The 19,577-nt window shown below is 59.5% G+C and carries 19 protein-coding genes; 15 read left to right on the top strand and 4 right to left on the bottom strand.

The genetic code is table 11. The annotated features are described in order from the left end of the window. Positions 1-2 precede the first annotated feature (2 nt). The 12 genes from LG376_RS11600 (at position 3) to mfd (ending at position 12,045) form a co-directional block, all read left to right on the top strand. Positions 3-773, top strand: coding sequence for a hypothetical protein (locus tag LG376_RS11600; RefSeq protein ID WP_225747218.1), 771 nt, complete (start codon positions 3-5; stop codon positions 771-773). Further along, positions 764-1,672 carry a hypothetical protein gene (locus LG376_RS11595; RefSeq protein WP_225747217.1) on the top strand — a complete coding sequence of 303 codons (909 nt, stop codon included), beginning with the start codon at positions 764-766 and terminating at the stop codon, positions 1,670-1,672. The genes LG376_RS11600 and LG376_RS11595 overlap by 10 nt, the downstream gene beginning before the upstream one ends. A 178-nt stretch (positions 1,673-1,850) precedes the next feature. Further along, positions 1,851-4,013, top strand: coding sequence for a hypothetical protein (locus LG376_RS11590; protein ID WP_225747216.1), 2,163 nt, complete (start codon positions 1,851-1,853; stop codon positions 4,011-4,013). Positions 4,014-4,068: 55 nt separating this feature from the next. After that, positions 4,069-4,422 (top strand): hypothetical protein, encoded by a 354-nt coding sequence (locus LG376_RS11585; RefSeq protein WP_225747215.1) that lies wholly within the window; start codon positions 4,069-4,071, stop codon positions 4,420-4,422. Between the two features lie 109 nt (positions 4,423-4,531). Continuing rightward, complete coding sequence (locus LG376_RS11580) at positions 4,532-4,879, top strand: hypothetical protein (RefSeq protein WP_225747214.1); 348 nt, start codon at positions 4,532-4,534, stop codon at positions 4,877-4,879. Positions 4,880-4,924: 45 nt separating this feature from the next. Next, positions 4,925-5,527 carry a hypothetical protein gene (locus tag LG376_RS11575; RefSeq protein WP_225747213.1) on the top strand — a complete coding sequence of 201 codons (603 nt, stop codon included), beginning with the start codon at positions 4,925-4,927 and terminating at the stop codon, positions 5,525-5,527. Between the two features lie 9 nt (positions 5,528-5,536). Next, positions 5,537-6,325 carry an N-acetylmuramoyl-L-alanine amidase gene (locus LG376_RS11570; RefSeq protein ID WP_225747212.1) on the top strand — a complete coding sequence of 263 codons (789 nt, stop codon included), beginning with the start codon at positions 5,537-5,539 and terminating at the stop codon, positions 6,323-6,325. Then, a complete protein-coding gene (locus LG376_RS11565; protein WP_225747211.1) occupies positions 6,325-6,654 on the top strand; it encodes a hypothetical protein in 330 nt (109 codons plus the stop codon). Before LG376_RS11570 ends, LG376_RS11565 begins: the two co-directional genes overlap by 1 nt. A 98-nt stretch (positions 6,655-6,752) precedes the next feature. Further along, positions 6,753-7,085, top strand: coding sequence for a hypothetical protein (locus LG376_RS11560; RefSeq protein WP_225747210.1), 333 nt, complete (start codon positions 6,753-6,755; stop codon positions 7,083-7,085). 5 nt (positions 7,086-7,090) lie between these two features. After that, positions 7,091-7,447, top strand: coding sequence for a hypothetical protein (locus LG376_RS11555; RefSeq protein ID WP_225747209.1), 357 nt, complete (start codon positions 7,091-7,093; stop codon positions 7,445-7,447). A 350-nt stretch (positions 7,448-7,797) separates the two neighbouring features. Continuing rightward, positions 7,798-8,403, top strand: coding sequence for a TetR/AcrR family transcriptional regulator (locus LG376_RS11550; protein WP_225747208.1), 606 nt, complete (start codon positions 7,798-7,800; stop codon positions 8,401-8,403). After that, the gene (gene mfd, locus LG376_RS11545) at positions 8,404-12,045 is read left to right on the top strand and encodes a transcription-repair coupling factor (protein WP_225747207.1); all 3,642 of its coding nucleotides are present in this window, start codon (positions 8,404-8,406) and stop codon (positions 12,043-12,045) included. Positions 12,046-12,086: 41 nt separating this feature from the next. Here mfd and nadC read toward each other — a convergent pair whose 3' ends face one another. From nadC to LG376_RS11530, 3 genes are all read right to left on the bottom strand, one after another. Continuing rightward, on the bottom strand, positions 12,087-13,025 hold the full coding sequence (nadC, locus tag LG376_RS11540; protein ID WP_198492786.1) for a carboxylating nicotinate-nucleotide diphosphorylase: 939 nt from the start codon (positions 13,023-13,025) through the stop codon (positions 12,087-12,089). Further along, complete coding sequence (nadA, locus tag LG376_RS11535; RefSeq protein WP_225747206.1) at positions 13,026-14,027, bottom strand: quinolinate synthase NadA; 1,002 nt, start codon at positions 14,025-14,027, stop codon at positions 13,026-13,028. A 122-nt stretch (positions 14,028-14,149) separates the two neighbouring features. After that, a complete protein-coding gene (locus tag LG376_RS11530; protein WP_198492788.1) occupies positions 14,150-15,625 on the bottom strand; it encodes an amino acid permease in 1,476 nt (491 codons plus the stop codon). Positions 15,626-15,682: 57 nt separating this feature from the next. Between LG376_RS11530 and LG376_RS11525 the strand changes: the two genes are divergently transcribed. The 3 genes from LG376_RS11525 (at position 15,683) to eno (ending at position 18,411) form a co-directional block, all read left to right on the top strand. Further along, positions 15,683-16,270, top strand: coding sequence for a MazG nucleotide pyrophosphohydrolase domain-containing protein (locus LG376_RS11525; protein ID WP_198492789.1), 588 nt, complete (start codon positions 15,683-15,685; stop codon positions 16,268-16,270). Between the two features lie 11 nt (positions 16,271-16,281). After that, entirely contained in the window at positions 16,282-17,043 is a 762-nt protein-coding gene (locus LG376_RS11520; protein WP_225747205.1) for a lytic transglycosylase domain-containing protein, read from the top strand. A gap of 90 nt (positions 17,044-17,133) precedes the next feature. Further along, on the top strand, positions 17,134-18,411 hold the full coding sequence (gene eno / locus LG376_RS11515) for a phosphopyruvate hydratase (protein WP_198492791.1): 1,278 nt from the start codon (positions 17,134-17,136) through the stop codon (positions 18,409-18,411). Here the strand turns inward: eno and LG376_RS11510 are convergent. After that, entirely contained in the window at positions 18,401-19,576 is a 1,176-nt protein-coding gene (locus LG376_RS11510) for an HNH endonuclease signature motif containing protein (protein WP_225747204.1), read from the bottom strand. The genes eno and LG376_RS11510 overlap by 11 nt on opposite strands. Position 19,577: the final 1 nt, after the last annotated feature.

Below are 19,577 nucleotides of genomic sequence, written 5' to 3'. Positions count from 1 at the left end.
AGGTGAATCGGTACAAGATTCGGTACTACTCGCCGGAGGGGCACGAGTGGGTGCTCATGGGTGATGAGTGGTTGGCCGGCATTAAGTCCGGTGGCATTGATGGCCTGGCGGGTGATGGTGATGATGTCACGATTGCCCGCGTGGGTGATGTTGGCCAGTCGCTTGATTCCTTCCAGCCTAAGCCTATGACTGGCACGCTCACGGTGCTGGTGCGTGGTGATGACGCGGATGATGCGGATGCTGTGTGGGCGAAGTTTCGCGCCGGGTTTTCACGTACGAGGCAGGGCACGTTGGTGGTGGAATCACCGTCACAGGTGTTGTCTGCTGGGGTTCGTTTGTCTGGGCCGATTTCTAACCCAGATGAGGACCCTACTTCTGGTGGGCTTGTGCGTGATGTGCAGGTTCCGCTGGTGGCGGATAGGTGCGGGTGGTGGACGGATTGGCAGTCCGCCACAGGTACCGTCACAGTGACTAATTGGGGTGACCTTACAGTATGGCCCCAAATCAGGTGGGGAGGGGCTGCTGGCACCGTTTACCTCCCCTCTGGGGCACGTTTCCCCTTGCCGAAGGCAAGCGGGGAGCGCGTGGTGTCCCTATCCATGGCGCAGGCCGGTTTCGTCACCACCAAGGACGGCACGCCTGATTTCGCGCTGCGTAAGCAAATGAGCGGTGCCTACCCCGAGGGCGTGCCCGCCGGACAGACACGCACGTACCGCCTGCCTACCGGCGCCGCACTTGAGTGGCAGATAGGAGTACTTGACCCATGGCGGTAGATTGGAATTCTTACCGACTCCACCGCGCCCAGGTGGTAGCCGACCAAGGGCAGTACGTCGGCCTGCTGGACGAGAATTGCGAGCCGCTGATGGATTGCCCACCTGTGGTGTCCATGGTCGCGCCGCAAACCAAAAACGCCCCAACGTCGTTGCGGATGCAGTTGGCCGTCCGCTCCTTGGACGGCAGCGTTCACCCTATCTGCGATGAGCTTGTAGCTCATGGGCTGTCTTCGGCGCGTGGTTCGTGGCTTGAGCTGGACGCGGAGGGTAAGGCGCTTACTACCTCGCTTGACGCTAGTCGTTACGTACTTGTCGAGCGTGAGGATGTGCGGCGCGTCTACCAGGTCACGCATGTGGCGGCGGAGGCGGGGCGTGAACTCCCATCGTTGATTGAGATTAATGGTGTGGACCTGCTGAAAAAGCTGGCGTTGGTGCCGTGTTTCTCCGCGCCAACAACTGTGTCGGGTAAGTGGACGACGTTCACGCGGGACTGGGCCGGGCCGGAGAATGTGGGCGTGCGGTTCTCGAAGCCGCGTGACCTGCAGGACTTCAAGCTGGTCACGGTTGCCGATGGTGTCACTGTGGATGGTGACGCTGAGGCGGTGATTCGTCGGCTGGTGTCGGAGTCGTTGCAAGCCACGTGGAAGGCGATTGGCCCGGACGTGGTGAAGGCACCACCGATGGTGGTTGACCCCACACCAACCGGGCTGGAATCGCCTTACATTTTGATACGCCCCACGGACCAGTCCGTCCTCGATGAGGTATCCGCACAGGCACTGGCGGCGGGTGTAGTCCTCGATGTTGGCTTGTGGCTACCAGGGGACAAGCCGGTGAAGGGGCTGACGCTGAACACTCCGACGATGGTTGTGCGCGTACGGCAAACTTTGGAGGTGAAGTAGCTTGGCAGTCAAAGACCATGTTGTGCTGTCCTCGGATGGTGGCAGTGTGACCATGGGACGCCGGCTGGCGTTCTACTCGTACGGACGTTTCGAGGTTGTCATCCCGGAGGGGCGGGAGCAGCAGGTTGAGGACGACCGGATTCAGAACGGCTATATTGCCCGCAACCCTGGGCAAAAGATGGGCCGGTTTGATTTCGGCTTCATCCGCCAGGACGCCACCATCAACCTTGAGGCTCAAACATCGGACCTTGAGCTGGCGATTGATTCCACTGAGAAACGTTCCGAAGGGGACGTGTATGTGGAGCGGGATATTTCCCGCGCCGGCATGAATGGGTTTGAGTTGGGGCGTGATTTCAGCCTGGACGATATTGTGCGTTACCGCGTGTGGGGTAATTATCTGCGTTTGCCTGTTACGGCTGGCGATTTGGAGTCGTCGGTGGATGGTGGGCTGCGTGGTGTGCGTGTGCATGTGGGTGGTCAGGTGGCGTCGGATAGTGAGGCTCGTCTGCGTCGGAATGCTGAGATTCTGGGGCAGCTTGAGAATGAGAAGCGGCAGCGCACGCGCCAGGTTTCTAAGGCTCAGTCCACGGCGACCTCCGCGAAGTCTACGGCCGAGCAGGCCAAACAGACCGCTGACGAAACCGCCGCGCTAGTCGACGGACTGGATATTGACGGCAGTATCCAAGAGGCGCGTGAGGCGGTGGACTCCTCGAACGCGATTCTGCAGCTCGTCCGTCAGCTCACTGGTGCGGCGGCGGCTCAGGGTGCGCAGGCTCAGGCTTCGGCTTCTCTGGCGATTGAGTACGCCCGCCAGGCGGAGGAAGTGCTCGACAAATTGGACCCCCTCCGCGACGACGTGGTGGCGTCCCACGCCGAGGTGGCGCGTCTTTCTGGCGAGGCAGCTAAGGCGGCTCAGGATGCAGCGTCGGCAGTGGCTCGGGGTGAGAAGCAGGTGGTGGCGGCGCAGAGGGCTGCTAATGCGGCGGCTCAGGATGCGGCCACGGCTGAGGGGCTTGTGGATGAGGCTAAGGGTCTGCTCCAGGAGCTGGGGCCGTTGCAGGATGCGGCACGGAAGTCGCTGGCTGATGCGCAGGACCTGTTGGATAACGCGGGCGGGTCTGGACGCTCACTGTCGGATGTTCTGAAGGACGTCGCCGCGAAACACCAAGAGGTACTTTCTGCGCACGACGATATTCTGGCCACGCATGGCGAAATCCTCGAAATTCACGGTGAGGCCATCCGCTACGCTGCTATGGCCGCTGCGCAGGCCGGCGCCGCTGCTATGCAGGCTAGCCAGGCGGCGTCGGAGGCTTTACGTGCCGCGGACTTAAACGCGCAGGCTATCGCGGCGCTGGCGGAAGCGGATGAAAAGCTCGCGGAAGCTGACCGGAAGCTTCAAGAACAGATTGATGTCCTCGAAGAATCTCAACGCCTCCTTGCCCAGGCCGTGCGCTATGTGGCGGCTGCTGCTGCACAGGCGGCGCAGGCCGCTATGTCCGCAGCACAAGCCTCGGAAGAAAACGCTAACGCCATTGAGCAGACAAACGTCGCAGTCGACGCAGCGGCGGATTCCGTGGAAGCTTTGAAAAAAGCAAGCGCGGCTCGTGATGAAGTCATGGGCAATATTCAAAAGTCGGTGAATTCAGCGTCGGCGGCGGCGTCCAGCTTGGAAAAGTCTCAGGCTGCTTTTGAGGACACGCTGCTCATTCAGCAGAATGCGATTTTTTGGGGAGAGGTGCACCGCACCCGAATTTTCGACAAATACAGCATGACCACCGTGACTGATAATGAGCTAATGACGATGACTCCGATTGAGTCGGATCGGAAACTCCGATTAGATTTCAAGGGGATTTGGGGTGGACGTGTTCAGGTTATTGGGCGCATGGTGGATGCGTGGGGAAAGAATTCGCGTGTTGATTTCTTCTCGTATGGTGCCGGGCCTGGGTATCGACGGCTGATTGTGGAGCCCGAGGTGGTGAATTATGGCGTTGACAAAGTGCACGTCGTCGTGGATATGTGGTGGCCAAATCGGGCTTTGGAGTTTGTGTTTGTCCCGAAGGCTGGTGGTGGATGGGAGACTCCGCCGTATGAGGATTCAATTCAAGGCGGCGTGAACCTCGGTCTCATGCATGAGGGCACGATGATTGTGTACTGGCCGCGGGGGAAGGGGTATCGCGCCAGCCGTGCGGTGCAGGTATCCCCTGATGATGGAAGGACGTGGAAAACATATTCGGCGGGCGCACTGCTGCCCGCGTCAGCGAGCATTGGCGGTTATCAAGTGACGGGGATTCGGCCTGTCCGGGGGGATACCCGCCCTGTCAAGCTGACTGAGCAAATCTAGTTTCGCCGATTGCCGAGATGGCTATACGGCACTCAAATATAAAGGAGGATGAAAGATGACTACACCGTTGAATGTTTTCGATGAGGTGCTTCCCAAATCGTTTGTTGCGCCGGTGCGCAGTTCTGCCGGGGATCTTATTTTTTCCGGCCGTCCAAATAAGTATGTTCCCATTCCATCTGGAGTATCGACTGTTAGCGTTTCTACACAAGCAGAAGCCCATCTAATCGTTAACTTCGCTAACAATGTTAACTCTAATCAAATAAGGATTGGGACATTTCAGAAGTCCGGGGTTTTTAAAGTAGCCGCGCGAAGCGGGGGAGGGGTTTTCTGGGTCTACCAGAATTCCGGGGAAACGAACCTCGAGCAAAATGTCGGCTTGGAAATCATCACGACTTTGCCCGGCACTTAGCCAAGACGGTGGTCTAGGTGACCACACCCAAACGCTGGAGCGCAGTCAACTTCGACCGCATCGCTACATATTTACCCAATGCCCACCTAGCAGCGGGGGTGTTCGCGTAATGGCTACCCCTCTAAATCTCCCGTCCGGTGTCCTCCCGCAGGGCACTACCGTCACCTGCGGGAATAACGGCGTCACTTCGGACCGGTCCACCGTCCCCAACGGGATTATTCAGGTCACCATGGAGGCCCACACACAAGGACGTCCCCAGTACTACGCGGATGGCGGATATTACTCATTCACCCCTATTGGCGATATGTCAGGACGTCCTGGCCGGTGGACATGTACCTACCGTGTCGCCGCAAAAGGCGGTGTCACTCGCGTGTACCCGCACTGGGGTACCGCTGCCCAGCCAGGTGATGTGGGCAAGCCCTGCACCATTACGTGGCAGCGCATCGACATGTCTTAGCCACCCTTCAGGGTGGCTTCACTTATATCTGAAAGGAAATGAATCATGGAAGAATTCGACTTCGACACATGGGTGGAAGGCCTGCGCGCTATCCCCGAGGACCGGCTCATGGACGCCGCCGCCGCGGTGTCCCGAGAACGCCGCGAACGACCCGCCCGCGCCGCTGAGGAGAAAGCGCGTGCTGAAATCGTGGCCGGGCTTGCTGAAACCGCCCCGGAACTCGTCTCCGCGCATGTCACCCTAGAAGAAGCAAAGGCCGACTCCGGCAAGGTACCCGAATGGAAGAACCCCGGCTCGGACTTCCTCAAAGCCTCCCGTCAGGGCGCGGTTGTGAAGCACGCCGGTAAGTACTGGCTTTCGGAAACCGAAACGCTGAACGTGTGGGAACCAGGGGTGGAAGGCGTGCACACCACGATTTGGCGTGATGTGACCCATGAGGTCGTTCCCCCTGCTCCTAAGACAGACGGCAGCGGCAAGGTCATTCCACAAGGAAGCGCCGACAACCCATTCCCCTTCGTGGCAGGCGTACAAGTCAAGGCAGGCCAATACGTGCTCTTCCAAGACCAGAAATACAAGGTTCTACAGGGACACACCCTGGCTGACCACTGGCCGCCTAACGCTGCGCACAGCCTTTTCCAAAAAGCCTAGGAGGACAGTATGGACTGGATGAACGTTGAGCCGGACGTGTACCGGCTCATTAATAAGCACTACACGCCAGGCCGTGGTGGGCAGCGGATTAAGTACATTGTCCGTCACCACAACGCCGGTATTTTGACTATCGACGGGTGCTGGCAAGTCTGGCAGACACGGGAAGCTAGTGCCCACTATCAAGTGGAAAATTCAGGCCGCATCGGCCAGCTCGTCAACGACTCCGATACCGCGTGGCACGCCGCAAACCAGCTCCGAAACCAGCAATCTATCGGTATTGAGCACGCCAACAGTGGCGGAGCCGACCAAGACTGGCCCATCAGTGACACCGTAATCAAGCAAGGCGCACGCCTCGCCGCAGCCCTCTGCCGCTACTACAACCTCGGACGCCCCGAATACGGCAAGAACATCCGCGACCACAAAGAAACCGGCTCCACCTCATGCCCCTACCACCTCGCCTACGGCGGCAAATACCACCAAGCATGGATGAATGAAGCGCAACGTTTCTACGACGAACTCACCCACGGCGGAGGGAACAAGCCCGCTGCTGCTAAGCCGGTGAAGAAAGCGAGCACACCAGTGTTAACCCCGAAGTACTTTACGGACTTCCTGACTGGCTACCTTGGGCCGCAGATTGATGCGATTCAGGAAATATGGCGGCAACTAAGGGGCCGGGAGGGCGAGGGATGGCCTCAGTTGGGGCAGAATGAGCGCGGCCAGAACCTAACCCTCGTCGACGCGGTAGCCGCAATCCGCCACGACCTCGCCCGCATCGAAAAGAAACTGGAGGAACGATAATGGCCAAACACTACACCAACCCCGCACCAAAGCCCCGCGCCGTCATCGGCACCCCATGGTGGATACGCCTAGCCGTATACGTCGTGGTCGCCGCCGTAGGCCTGGCCCTCGTCGCCTTCGGCATCGTCAGCCCTGACGAGGTGGACGGCTGGCTCGGCCAAACCGGCGGGCTGGCAGCACTCATCGGCGGTGCCCTCGCCGCGGTGAATACAGGTCGTGAATCTGACGAAGCCCCCGTCGGCGTAGTCATCGAGCAGGCCACCACCCCAGCGCCAGACACGCCTACCACCCTGCCCGTCTACACCGGCCCAACCACAGCGGGGGAGTAGTCGTGAGATGGGAAGAATGTAAACGCCGTCTCGCCCGGTGGCTGGTGTCAGATGCTGCAGGCCTGCTAATTCTCGGCAGTATATCCATAGCCCGTGGCATGTCCTACACACCGCTACTGGTGAACCCCGAGCGTAAGCCTACGCACTTCATGGAGAGCGTTCTTAACCCGCCCTCGTGGGCTGTGGTGTGGCTTCTCATGGGCGCGCTCTGTCTTTGTGCGGTTAAGTGGCACAAGCTCGTACCCGCCGCCGTTGGTGCTGTTGTGGGGCTGCATTCCATGTGGGCGCTGAGCTTCATCTTTGCCACGCTTTTCGACGATCTGGGGCGTGCCTGGGTGTCCTCTCTCGGCTATATCGGCATCGCCGCTATGACGCTTTACGCGTATGGGCGGGGGCAGACGAGTGAGCTGAAGTTTGTTGATGGGAGGTGACGGGTATGCCCGTGGACGGGCCACTGGCTACCGTCATCGTCGGAGTTATCGGCGTACTCGGCACCCTCATCGGTACTCACTTGACGGAGAAGAGCCAGAAAAAGAAAGCCGAGCTTGAGACCCGAGGCCCGGAATGGGAGTCCTTTACTAAAAGCATTCGTGAATGGACGAATGAACAGCTGGAAGCCCGTGATAAGTCGATTGCGGAGATGCGTGGAGAAATTGCGGAACTTAGAGACAAACTGGAGGTGTGGAAAAGTCGCTACTTTATCGCCGTGAACCATATTCGCCAGTGGCGACTGAAGCACCCGGAGAGTGTGGCTGATATGCCGATTCCTGACGAGCTGGAAAACGACTTCTAGCCCTCGACCCCTGCCCCTTGTGGGTGGGGGTCTTTTCTGCGTTTTAGGGGGTTGTTTTGTGACGGAGTTTTGACGGACTTTTGACGGAGACTGAACCGTTTCCGCAGGTCGCCAAACGTCGCCAAAGTAAACGGTTCTATGTAGAAAAATAGCCCGCAACCAGCAAAATCACCGGTCAACGGGCCACAAAAATCAGCTTCCCCACCAGGACTCGAACCTAGAATGACGGTACCAAAAACCGTAGTGTTGCCGATTACACCATGGGGAAACACAGCAAAAGCTGTAGGCATAGCCTACCTGACGCCCCCGGGTAAATCACAAATTGCGGGGCAAAGGATAGGGTAGAGGGCATGGCTCGACAAAGGATGACCGGCCGGGAACGCCGCGAACAACTCATTTCCATCGGACGCGCCGCATTCGCGGAACTGGGTTTTGAAGGAACCACCGTCGAAGAGATCGCGGCACGCGCCGGGGTATCCAAACCCGTGGTCTATGAGCACTTCGGGGGCAAGGAAGGCCTCTACGCGGTGGTCGTGGACCGCGAGATGCTAGCACTGGAAAAGGTTATTACTGATTCCTTGGAGACCGGAAGCTGGCGCGAGCGCATCGAGCAGGCCGTCATGGCCATTTTGACCTATGTCGAGGAAGAAACTGATGGCTTTCTCATCCTGGTGCGCGATGCCAAGCCCGGCGACGAACGCAGCTTTTCCACGCTGTTGAATTCCGCGGTGGGCCAGGTTTCCTATATCCTGCGAGAAGCATTCGAGCACCGTGGCATCGACCCAGATTTGGCGGATATTTACGGCCAAGCGCTGGTGGGAATGGTATCGACCACTGCGCAATGGTGGCTGGATGAGCGCACCCCGGACAAGGAAGTCGTCGCCACGCATATTGTCAATCTATGCTGGAATGGTTTGTCCGGTATGGAAGTAAAGCCCAAGCTAGGAGGCAAATAGATGGCGACCCCAATGCTGGCCGGCCTGCTTAAGGTAGCGGCCTCAGATCCCAAGCTCAAGGGCATGATTTCTCATGTGGGCGAAGACCTCCACATCACAGGCTTGGATCAGTCCCGGCCGTGGGCCTTGGGTACCTTGGCTCATCATGCCCCAGTGCTCGTGGTAACCGCTACGAGCCGCGAGGCTGAGGACCTCACGGCGGAGCTTACGGCGATGCTGGGGGAGAAGGTAGCCATGTTCCCCGCCTGGGAGACCCTGCCGCACGAGCGCCTAAGCCCCGGCGTAGACATCATTGGCCGCCGCGCCGAGGTTTTGCACAACCTCGATAGCCTGCAGGTCATCGTCACCGCCGCCCGCGGCTTATCCCAACCCATCCTCAAAGAGGTAGAAGGCCGAGCTCCCGTCCACCTTGAAGAAGATCATGAATATGACTTTGATGAGGTAGTCCGCGAGCTCGAGTTCCGCGCCTATAAGCACGTAGACATGGTGGCTAAGCGCGGCGAGTACGCTACGCGCGGCGGCATCATCGATATTTTCCCCACCACGCTGGATTATCCGGTCCGCGTGGAGTTTTGGGGCGATGAAATTACCGATATCCGCCAATTCTCCGTAGCTGACCAGCGCACCATCCCGGAAATCGAGGTGGGCCGTGTAGACATTTTCCCTGCCCGGGAGCTGCCTATTACGGACGCCATTGCCAAGCGCGCGGCCGATCTCGCCGTTAAGCACCCCGGCAATCCCGCCTTGGTGGAGCTGCTGACCAAGGTAAGCGAGCACATCCCTGCCGAAGGTATGGAGGCGCTCCTACCCGCGCTTTCCGACGCCCCCATGAGCACCCTTCCCGAATTCCTGCGCCCCACCACCCACGTGGTGATGGTCGGTCCGGAAAAGATTCGCCGCCGCGTGGCAGATCTAGAAAAGACCGATGCGGAATTCCTCGCCGCCGGTTGGGAGGCCGCGGCCATGGGGGCCGATGGCCCGCTGGCTACCGAAGGGCTCGATACCGAGGCATCCAGCTACCGCTCCTATGAGTCGCTCGAGGTCTCCATAAGCGAGGCCGGCCTGCCCCTGTGGACTTTCTCCCCACCGGGAATGCTCGCCGCCCCGGAAGAGGAGACCCTCCCGCTCGAATTCGAACCAGGGCCCACCCCGCGCGGCAACATCGAAGAAATCGATGCCATGATGGCCCAGCTCCTCGCGCACACCAACGCCGGCGGCCGGGCGGCCTTCATCGCGCCGGCGCAAGGTGCCATCAAGCGCATGGTGGATCGCTTTGCAGAAAAGGGTATCCGCACCAAGGTAGCTACCCCTGGCTGGGAACCCACCGCCGGTGAAGTCACCCTCTACCAAGCACTAAGCCACGCCGGCCTGGTATTTCCCAAGGTGAAAAAGCCTAAGGATGCCGAGGCCCTCCCACTGGTGGTTGTGACCGAGACGGACCTGACCGGTAACCGCGTAGGCGATATCGCCGAAGCAAAGCGCCGGCCCGCCAAACGCCGCAATAAGGTCGATCCGCTCGCGCTCAAGCAAGGCGATTTTGTGGTGCACGAAACTCACGGCATCGGCAAGTTCCTCAAGATGGCCGAGCGCACCATCCAGTCCGGCGATGAAACCAGCCGCCGCGAATACATCGTGCTCGAGTACGCGCCCTCCAAGCGTGGTCAGCCCGCCGATCAGCTCTGGGTCCCCATGGACTCGCTGGATCTCCTCAGCAAGTACACCGGTGGCGAATCGCCTCACCTGTCCAAGATGGGCGGTTCCGACTGGAAGAACACCAAGAAGAAGGCGCGCGCCGCCGTGCGCGAAATCGCCGGCGAGCTCGTCGAGCTCTACGCTAAGCGCCAGGCTGCGCCGGGGCACCAGTTCTCCCCGGATAATCCGTGGCAGGCGGAGATGGAGGATAATTTCCCCTTCGTCGAAACCGAAGACCAGATGCTGGCTATCGATGCCGTCAAGCAGGACATGGAATCCACGGTGCCGATGGACCGCGTCGTCGTCGGCGATGTGGGCTACGGCAAAACCGAGGTGGCCATCCGCGCTGCCTTCAAGGCCGTGCAAGACGGTATGCAGGTGGCCGTCCTCGTGCCCACCACGCTGCTGGCGCAGCAGCACTTTGATACCTTCAGCGAGCGCATGACCGGCTTCCCGGTCAAGATTGAGGTGCTTTCGCGCTTTACCTCGAAGAAGGAAGCCAACGACATCTTTAAGGGGCTGGCCGATGGCAGCGTCGATATCGTCGTCGGCACCCACCGCCTCCTGCAGACCGGCGTGCACTGGAAGAACCTCGGCCTCATCGTCGTGGACGAGGAGCAGCGCTTCGGCGTGGAGCACAAGGAACACATTAAGGCGCTAAAGGCCAGCGTGGATGTGCTCACCATGTCCGCAACACCTATCCCGCGCACCTTAGAGATGTCTATGGCTGGCATCCGCGAGATGTCCACCATCCTGACCCCACCGGAAGACCGCCACCCGGTGCTGACCTACGTCGGCGCTTACGAGGACAAGCAGGTAGCCGCGGCCATCCGCCGCGAGTTGCTGCGCGATGGTCAAACCTTTTTCATCCACAACAAAGTCTCTGATATCGAAAAGAAGGCCCGCGAGCTGCGTGACCTGGTACCGGAAGCCCGCGTCGTCGTCGCGCACGGCCAGATGAACGAAGAGGTGCTCGAGCAGACCGTCCAGGGCTTCTGGGACCGCGAGTATGACGTTTTGGTATGTACCACCATCGTGGAGACCGGCTTGGATATCGCCAATGCGAATACCCTCATTGTGGAAAACGCCCACCATATGGGCTTGTCCCAGCTGCACCAGCTGCGCGGGCGAGTAGGTCGTTCCCGCGAGCGCGGCTATGCCTACTTCTTGTACCCCAAGGGCGCTACGCTCACGGAAACCTCCTATGACCGCCTAGCCACCATCGCCCAAAATAATGACCTTGGTGCGGGCATGGCCGTAGCCATGAAGGACTTGGAGATGCGCGGTGCCGGCAACGTCCTTGGCGCCCAGCAGTCCGGCCACATTGCCGGTGTGGGCTTCGATCTCTACGTGCGCCTCGTTGGCGAGGCAGTAGAAACTTTCAAATCCCTCGCCCGCGGCGAGGCTCCCACCGTTACCGATGAAGGCCCGAAGGAAATCCGCATTGATCTCCCCGTGGATGCGCATATCCCGGAAGCCTATATCGATTCCGAGCGCCTGCGCCTGGAGGTCTACCGCAAGCTTGCGGCCTCGCAAAACAATGATGATCTCAAGGCCGTCATCGAGGAAATGGAAGATCGCTTCGGCCCATTGCCGCAAGAGGTGCTGCGCCTACTCTCCGTTGCTCGCCTGCGCCACCAGGCGCGCCGTGCCGGTATTTCCGATATCACTGTGCAGGGCACTCGCATCAAGTTCCACCCCGTCGAGCTGCCGGATTCCAAGCAGGTGCGTCTCAAGCGCCTATATCCGGGCTCTAGCTTCCGCGCGGCCGCGAAGGCCATCAACGTGCCGTTCCCCAAGGCGGGGCGCAATGTCACCTCGCCCAAGTTGCGCGACGAGGAGCTCATCCAGTGGGCCGCGGACTTTTTGAGCGCGCTTTTTGATGTCCAACCCATCAACGTGTCTGGTGAGGAAGCCGGCGCCGGGTCGGTCATCAGCGTAGGCGAGTAGCTGATGGGATAACTCCCCGTTGGCGAGTAGCCGATCGGCGGTTAGGAGAAGTCCAAGCCGATATCCAGCACGCGCACCGAGTGGGTGAGGGCGCCGACGGCGATATAGTCCACGCCCGAGGTGCCGTACTCACCGGCGTTCTCCAGCTGCAATCCGCCGGAGACCTCCAGCGCCGTGGTTGGGCTTAGGGCTTGGCGGCAGTGGACGGCGGTGTGGACATCGGCAAGCGCGAAGTTATCCAACAGCACCATATCCGGGTGCAGCGGGAGCACCTCGTCGAGCTGATCTAAGGTATCGACCTCGACCTCGCAGGCAATGTCAGGGGCATGCTCGCGTACGCGGCGCAGGGCCGTTGCCACGCTGCCACCTACGGCGAGCACATGATTGTCCTTAATCATGGCGGCGTGGCCCAAGCCCATGCGGTGGTTCGCCCCGCCGCCGGCGCGCACGGCGTATTTCTGCAGCGTGCGCAGGCCAGGTAGGGTCTTGCGGGTATCGCGCACCTGGGCTTGCTTAACGCTATCCGGGGTCCCTGTGTCCGCCGCTGCTGCTGCGATGGCATCGACCCAACGCCGGGTCTGCGTAGCGATGCCGCTTACGTGCGAGACCATATTGAGCATGGTGCGCTCAGCGGCCAGCACGAGGAGGGTAGGCGCCTGCACCGTGGCGATGACCTGGCCTGGGGCAACGCGGTCGCCGTCGGTGGAGTGGAGGGTGATGGTAGGGGCTGGGGCATCGGCAAGCGCGGAGCCCGCAGTATCCACGCCCCACTGGGCTAAGTGCTGGGCGGTGGCCCCAAGGACCTCTTCGATAAGGCCCAAGCCTGCGATGGTGCCGGCCTCGCGCGCGGTGAACTCCGCCGTGCAGCGGGCCTCACCCGGCACCGTGGCAAGCGAGGTGTAATCCGGCCCATAAGCGAAATCCTCATCCAAGGCCGTGGCGATAAGAGCGGAGCAATCAGGCAGGCGCAGGGATTCCATTTACTCGCCCCCGCCGCCGGGGTTGCCGATGGAAATCATGGCCTCGAGGGACTTGCGCGCCGCATTCGCGATGTCTTCTGGAACCGTAACCTCATCGGTCTCTTCCATCAGGCAGTGCTCCAGGGCCTGTGGGGTAATCATCTTCATGTACTTGCACTCGGCGTGATCGTTGACGGCCTGGAAATCGACGTCCGGCGCGGCCTGGCGCAGCTGGTGCAACATGCCGGTCTCGGTGGCGACGAGCACCTTGTTTTGGGGCTGCTTCTGGGACTGGGTGATCATTTGCCCGGTTGAGAGCATGTGCACGCGCTCTTGTGGCACCAAGCCCTCGTTGGCCAGGTACAACGCGGAATTGGAGCACCCGCATTCCGGGTGGATATACAGGTCCGCGTCTGGGTTATCTTGGGTCTGTTGGGTCAGCTGCTGGGAACTGATGCCCGCGTGCACGTGGCACTCACCGGCCCAGATGTATATATTTTCCCGGCCGGTCTCGCGCTTCACGTAGGCGCCCAAGAACTGGTCTGGGCAAAAGAGGATCTCTTTATCCGTCGGCAGCGAGTTGACCACGTCGACGGCATTAGAGGATGTACAGCAGACATCGGTCAGCGCCTTGACCTCTGCGGTGGTATTGACGTAGCTGACCACAAGGGCGTCGGGGTGCTCAGCCTTCCAGGCGCGCAGCTCATCGGCGGTAATGGAATCCGCCAGGGAACACCCAGCGCGCTCATCGGGGATGAGGACCTTCTTATTCGGCGAAAGAATCTTGGCGGATTCCGCCATGAAGTGCACACCGCAAAAGACGATGATATCTGCATCGGTTTCCGCCGCCTTGCGGGACAGCGCCAAGGAATCGCCGGTGTGGTGGGCAACGTCCTGGATCTCCGGGATCTGGTAATTATGTGCCAGGATCACCGCATTGCGCTGCTCCGCCAACTCTTTAATCCGCTCTGCCCAAGCGTTGCCTGCCGCGAGGTCCGAACCAGCGGGAGTGGCAGATGGCATGACGCTAACATTGGTTTGAGTCACAAGTGCTCCAAAAAGTGATAGTCACAGGAATTAGTGGGGTGTTATAATCGTACTAAACTGTCTGTGTTCAAGACCACTTGTGATGGCGGGGCAGGTGATTAGAGCTCCAGCGATCCTTGGGTGAGGCCGACCGCGGCGATGGTGGCGGCCACCAGCACCACGATGACGATTGACCACTCAAATCCATTAAAAAGCTTCTCGCGGCGCGATAGGCGGGTGAGCACGTACGGGATAATTCCCGGCACGACGGCGAGGGCACCGAAGAGAATATAAACCGGGTCGGCGGCATAAATGAGCCACAGCGAGTACACGAAGGCCACCAGCGCGATGCCAAAGTGGCGCCGGTTTTCGCGTTTGGGAATATCCGGCCCAGAGAGATCGAACCGCGTTCCGGCGTGCGGGTGGGTCACACCCTTGCCCCGTATCGCTAGCAGCAGCAGATACAGCGAAGAGAAGATATAGGGCAGGAGGTACATGATGGTGGCGAGCTGCACCATCGCGGCATAAGAAGCCTCGTTGACGTAGAAGACGATGATGAACAGCTGGATGGCCATCGTGGAAATCAGCTGTGCTACCCACGGGGCGCCGGCCACATTGATGGTGCCAATGCGGCGAGGAATGAGGCCGTCGATGGCCATCATGACGATGGGCTCAGCGCACAGCATTTGCCAGGAAACGTAGGCGCCGAGGACCGAGAGGCACAGGCCGATGGAAATCAGCGCGCCGCCCCAGGGGCCGACGACCTCTGTGAGCACCGAGGCCATGGAATTATCTGGCAGTGCGGCCAGTTCTTCCTTGGTCATCACGCCAAAGCTCAACGTGGAAACGGAGACCAAGAGCGCCAGCACGGAGAAGAAGCCAATGACGGTGGCGCGACCAACATCGGTGCGCTTAGAAGCCTGCTTGGAATAAACGGAGGCGCCCTCCACGCCGATGAAGACCCACACAGTAAAGAGCATAATTCCTTGAACCTGCTCGAAAACACTGGCCTCGGAGGCACGCCCCCAGAAGTCCAAGGTGAATTTATCCCAGCTGAACCCGAGGAAAGCAATGAGCACTACGAAGGCCAAGATGGGCACGATCTTGGCAATCGTGGTGATGAGGTTCATGAACGCGGCCTGCTTAATACCGCGAGCGAGCACCGCGAAAATGCCCCAGGATAGGAGGGAGACGGCGATGGCGGAGGACCAGTAATGGTCGGCGTCGAAAAGCGGCAGGTAATGGCCCAAGGTATTGAAAAAGAGGGTGGCATACCCCACCTGCGCCATAACGGAGCCCAGCCAGTAGCCCCAGCCGGAGGTAAAGCCAATAAAATCGCCGAGGCCGGCGCGCACATAGGAATAGACGCCAGAATCAAGGTGCGGCTTTCGGCGGGCCAGAATTTGAAAAACAAACGCCACAGAGAGCATGCCGACGCCCGCGACCAGCCAGCCGATGAGCATCGCGCCTGGGCCGGCAACGGAGGCAATGTTTTGCGGCAGCGAGAAAATGCCCGCGCCCACGGTGGAACCGATAATCAGCGCGACGAGGGTCCACAACGTCACGGAGTGGGATTTATTCTGGCTGGAGGTCATTGGCCTAAAATACCTTGAATAGCCCCATAATGGGAACTCGGGCTAGACTTTGTGCACATGACTGTGCTGTTGCTCGATGAACGCTGGCCCACCATGATCCCCATGCAGGCGCACGGGAAGCTGCGTGGCCCTGTCCACTTCACGGGTGAGGTACCCGTGTCTGTACGGTGGAATTTCTCCGATCTGCTGGTAGGCGAGGACGCCACCGGAACCTTGGTCAGCACCGACGAACACGATCCGGAAACTCGCGCCCGCCTCGCTAGCGGCGAGTCCGTCATTCGCGCCGAATCCCTTGCGGATCCCATCATGCAGGCGCGCCAGACCATGGCCACGGCGCGGCGCATTGGGGAGTGGGAGCGCGAGCAAACCCATACCTCGCTCTTGCCCTATCTTGAGGAGGAGTCTGCCGAATTCGCCGCGGCCGTGCGCAACCGCGAACCGGAAAGCGAGATGCTCAAAGAATTGGGCGATATCTTCCTCCAAGTACTCTTCCATGCGGAAATCTCCACCTTTTCGCTTGATGATGTGGCCCAGAGTTTCCTCACCAAAATGCGCGCCCGCGCCCCATACCTCTTTGATGGCACCACGGAGATTGTCGACGTTGACACGCAAGAGAGGCTATGGCGCGAAGGTAAGGGAATGTAGGATGGCTTCTCATGAAGAGGCTCCTGCAGATATTCGGGGGCTGCGGGGTGGCCGTAGCCGTGATCATCGCGTTGGTGGCATGGCTGTTGACGGGGCACGGCACTTCCCAGAAGCCCGTACCGGAGAACATTCCGCCCGTTGAAGGCAAAGAGGTCGCGCGTATTGACGTCAATGCTCCCGGCCGCACTGCGGATAAGCTTACCTACTGGGCCTCTGACTTAGCTGAGCAGACGGGCATCCCGCCGGCCGCACTGCGCGCTTATGGCAACGCCGAACTCATCGCTCAGCAAAAATGGCCGAATTGCCATCTGCGGTGGAATACCCTTGCCGGCCTAGGCTACGTGGAGACCCGCCACGGCACCTACAACGGCAATTGGTTTAAGCCCTCCAAGCTTGACGACGCCGGCTACCCCCAACCACCCATCAACGGCATCGCCCTCGATGGCCTGAACAATACGGCGCACACTCCAGATACCGATAATGGCGATATCGATGGGGATTCCGAATATGACCGCGCCGTCGGCCCGATGCAATTTATCCCGACCACATGGGAATCGGTGGGCGCCGATGCTAACGGCGATGGGAAGGCAGATCCCAATCAAATTGACGACGCCGCAGTCGGCGCCGCCGGACTTTTATGCTTTGGTGATAGAGATCTCTCTAACCCAGAACAGTGGGAGGAAGCAGTTCTAAATTACAACCAGTCCAGCGAGTATTTGCATAAAGTTGCACACGCCGCCAATGCCTATTCGGTTCCGCAAAGTGCCAAGTAGCGTCACACAGCAAAGCTTTCTGCAACAATTGACTACGTAGCTGGGCTGGCTGGTCCAGAGCGAACTTATTTATGAGGAGTGAAAAACAGCATGGCTGATATCATCCACACTTTCGCCCGCGAAATTCTTGATTCCCGTGGCAACCCAACCGTCGAGGCCGAGGTCTTCCTTGACGACGGCGCCCGCGGTGTTGCCGGCGTTCCTTCCGGTGCTTCTACCGGTGTGCACGAGGCTCACGAGCTGCGCGACGGTGGCGAGCGCTACCAGGGTAAGGGCGTTCTAAAGGCCGTTGAGAACATCAACGAGAAGATTGCCGACGAAATTGCTGGCTTCGAAGCCGACGATCAGCGCCTCATTGACCAGGCACTGATTAAGCTGGACGGTACTGATAACAAGTCCGAGCTCGGCGCTAACGCTATCTTGGGCGTTTCCATCGCCGCAGCCAAGGCCGCCGCAGAGTCCGCTGCACTGCCTCTGTACCGCTACATTGGCGGCCCGAATGCACACGTACTGCCAGTGCCAATGATGAACATCCTCAACGGCGGCGCACACGCTGACTCCGGCGTAGACGTCCAGGAATTCATGATCGCTCCGATTGGTGCGGAGTCTTTCGCCGAGGCTCTTCGCATGGGCGCCGAGGTCTACCACGCACTGAAGGCAGTGCTGAAGGACAAGGGCTTGTCCACTGGTCTGGGCGACGAGGGTGGCTTTGCACCGTCCGTTGACTCCACCAAGGCTGCTCTCGACGTCATCGTGGACGCCATCAAGAAGGCCGGCTTCGAGCCCGGCAAGGACGTAGCCCTGGCACTCGACGTTGCTTCCTCTGAGTTCTTCAAGGACGGCAAGTATCACTTCGAGGGTGGCGAGCACACCGCTGAAGAAATGTGCAAGGTTTACGAGGGCCTCATTGACGAGTACCCGATCGTCTCCATCGAGGACCCACTGCAGGAAGACGACTGGGATGGCTACACCACCCTGACTGCCGCTATTGGTGAGAAGGTACAGATCGTCGGCGATGATTTCTTCGTCACCAACCCTGCTCGCCTGCAGGAAGGCATTGAGAAGAAGGCCGCTAACGCTCTGCTGGTAAAGGTCAACCAGATCGGCACCCTGACCGAGACCTTCGACGCAGTCGAGCTGGCTCACCGCAATGGCTACCGCACCATGATGTCCCACCGCTCTGGCGAGACCGAGGACACCACCATTGCAGACTTGGCTGTTGCTCTGAACTGTGGCCAGATTAAGACCGGTGCACCGGCTCGTTCCGAGCGCGTAGCTAAGTACAACCAGCTTCTGCGCATCGAGCAGGAGCTTGGCGACGGCGCAGTCTACGCCGGCCGCTCCGCTTTCCCGCGCTTCAAGGCTTAATCGCCTCCTTTCGTAGCGCCCTTGCATTGCCGCGGGGGCGCTTTCGCATGTCTAGGTATTGTTGCCAGGTTTGCTTCCAATTTACGGTCCGCGGCGCCAAAGGCCCTTGGGCACGGTCAATTTCGAAAGTGCCGTCCGAAAAGAGCCAAGCGACGTCCCCAGTGATGGGATCCATGATGTAGCGGGCCCTACCATCGGTCTTCACATTGTGGTGGTGCTGACAAAGGGTGACAAGATTATCGATACTCGTCGGCCCGCCGTCGGCATACTCCACCCGATGATCAAGCTGGCAGTAATGCGCCGGCATGGAACACCCCGGCCAACGGCACGTGGCATCGCGACCATGGACCCATGTCCTGATTTGCTCGGTGGGGACGTAGGAGGATGTTTCTTTTGGGCACAACTCGCGAGTCATCGAGTAAGTGCTCAAGCGTTCGGTAAGAACGCACCATCCTGCCGACGGGATATATACCCGAGAAGCATCCTCACCCGCTGTATAGGTATTGATAACTACTTTTGTCTGGGTGCGATTAAAGATCAGCGCCTCCAAAGCCTCTGGCTTTGTGATGTTCTTCTTTCGCGCTGCTTTATCGATGTGCCGTGAAATAGCACTGGCGGTTGCTTTATCCGTTTTCAGGGTGATGGTGGCTTGGCCTTTGGAATAAGAAATGGAAACAGAGTGCTCGATTTCCTTCTCAATATCTGGTTTGAGAATGCCATCGATGTAATCGCGCAAGAATCTACGGATTTCAGATTCCGTGGGGACATGCTGAGCAGGTTCCTTCGGGGTGAGGAAGTCTGCAAGGGCGGCATCGACTAGTTGGATGCCCTCGGCGTCGCCGCCAAGCGGGGCAAGCTCGGCATCAATGACGTGCAGCCGCGGGAGGTCAAGAATCCAATGTTCGGTCTGTACTGCCGTGGTTAACGGCAACTCAAGCATGCGCAGGTGAGAGCGCAGTGCGGATAAAACGCGCCAGTAGCTCAAGCCGACCCGCTTAGCTAAAGCAGCGGTAGTGCATTCGACATCGTCTTCTAATCGCGGAAGTACGGATTGGTATAGCTGCCAGGATTGAATGCGTTGGAGCATGCCCAAAACGCACACCGTATCGTCGAGGTTATTGGTAGAAAAATAAGCTTTCTTTGGTGGTGCGTCGCTGGCTGTCACG

This window comes from Corynebacterium sp. Marseille-P4611 (assembly GCF_916618765.1).
GTDB classification, from domain to species: Bacteria; Actinomycetota; Actinomycetes; order Mycobacteriales; family Mycobacteriaceae; genus Corynebacterium; species Corynebacterium marquesiae.
The sequence above is the reverse complement of the archived record's forward strand: the minus strand, read 5'-3'. Positions and strand labels throughout refer to the sequence as shown.

Excerpts from the sequence above, each read along its gene's own strand:
- LG376_RS11595 (WP_225747217.1), top strand. The coding sequence starts at position 764 with ATGGCGGTAGATTGGAATTCTTACCGACTCCACCGCGCCCAGGTGGTA.
- LG376_RS11590 (WP_225747216.1), top strand. The coding sequence starts at position 1,851 with ATGGGCCGGTTTGATTTCGGCTTCATCCGCCAGGACGCCACCATCAAC.
- LG376_RS11585 (WP_225747215.1), top strand. The coding sequence starts at position 4,069 with ATGACTACACCGTTGAATGTTTTCGATGAGGTGCTTCCCAAATCGTTT.
- LG376_RS11580 (WP_225747214.1), top strand. The coding sequence starts at position 4,532 with ATGGCTACCCCTCTAAATCTCCCGTCCGGTGTCCTCCCGCAGGGCACT.
- LG376_RS11575 (WP_225747213.1), top strand. The coding sequence starts at position 4,925 with ATGGAAGAATTCGACTTCGACACATGGGTGGAAGGCCTGCGCGCTATC.
- LG376_RS11570 (WP_225747212.1), top strand. The coding sequence starts at position 5,537 with ATGGACTGGATGAACGTTGAGCCGGACGTGTACCGGCTCATTAATAAG.
- LG376_RS11565 (WP_225747211.1), top strand. The coding sequence starts at position 6,325 with ATGGCCAAACACTACACCAACCCCGCACCAAAGCCCCGCGCCGTCATC.
- LG376_RS11560 (WP_225747210.1), top strand. The coding sequence starts at position 6,753 with ATGTCCTACACACCGCTACTGGTGAACCCCGAGCGTAAGCCTACGCAC.
- LG376_RS11555 (WP_225747209.1), top strand. The coding sequence starts at position 7,091 with ATGCCCGTGGACGGGCCACTGGCTACCGTCATCGTCGGAGTTATCGGC.
- LG376_RS11550 (WP_225747208.1), top strand. The coding sequence starts at position 7,798 with ATGGCTCGACAAAGGATGACCGGCCGGGAACGCCGCGAACAACTCATT.
- mfd (WP_225747207.1), top strand. The coding sequence starts at position 8,404 with ATGGCGACCCCAATGCTGGCCGGCCTGCTTAAGGTAGCGGCCTCAGAT.
- nadC (WP_198492786.1), bottom strand. The coding sequence starts at position 13,025 with ATGGAATCCCTGCGCCTGCCTGATTGCTCCGCTCTTATCGCCACGGCC.
- nadA (WP_225747206.1), bottom strand. The coding sequence starts at position 14,027 with ATGCCATCTGCCACTCCCGCTGGTTCGGACCTCGCGGCAGGCAACGCT.
- LG376_RS11530 (WP_198492788.1), bottom strand. The coding sequence starts at position 15,625 with ATGACCTCCAGCCAGAATAAATCCCACTCCGTGACGTTGTGGACCCTC.
- LG376_RS11525 (WP_198492789.1), top strand. The coding sequence starts at position 15,683 with ATGACTGTGCTGTTGCTCGATGAACGCTGGCCCACCATGATCCCCATG.
- LG376_RS11520 (WP_225747205.1), top strand. The coding sequence starts at position 16,282 with ATGAAGAGGCTCCTGCAGATATTCGGGGGCTGCGGGGTGGCCGTAGCC.
- eno (WP_198492791.1), top strand. The coding sequence starts at position 17,134 with ATGGCTGATATCATCCACACTTTCGCCCGCGAAATTCTTGATTCCCGT.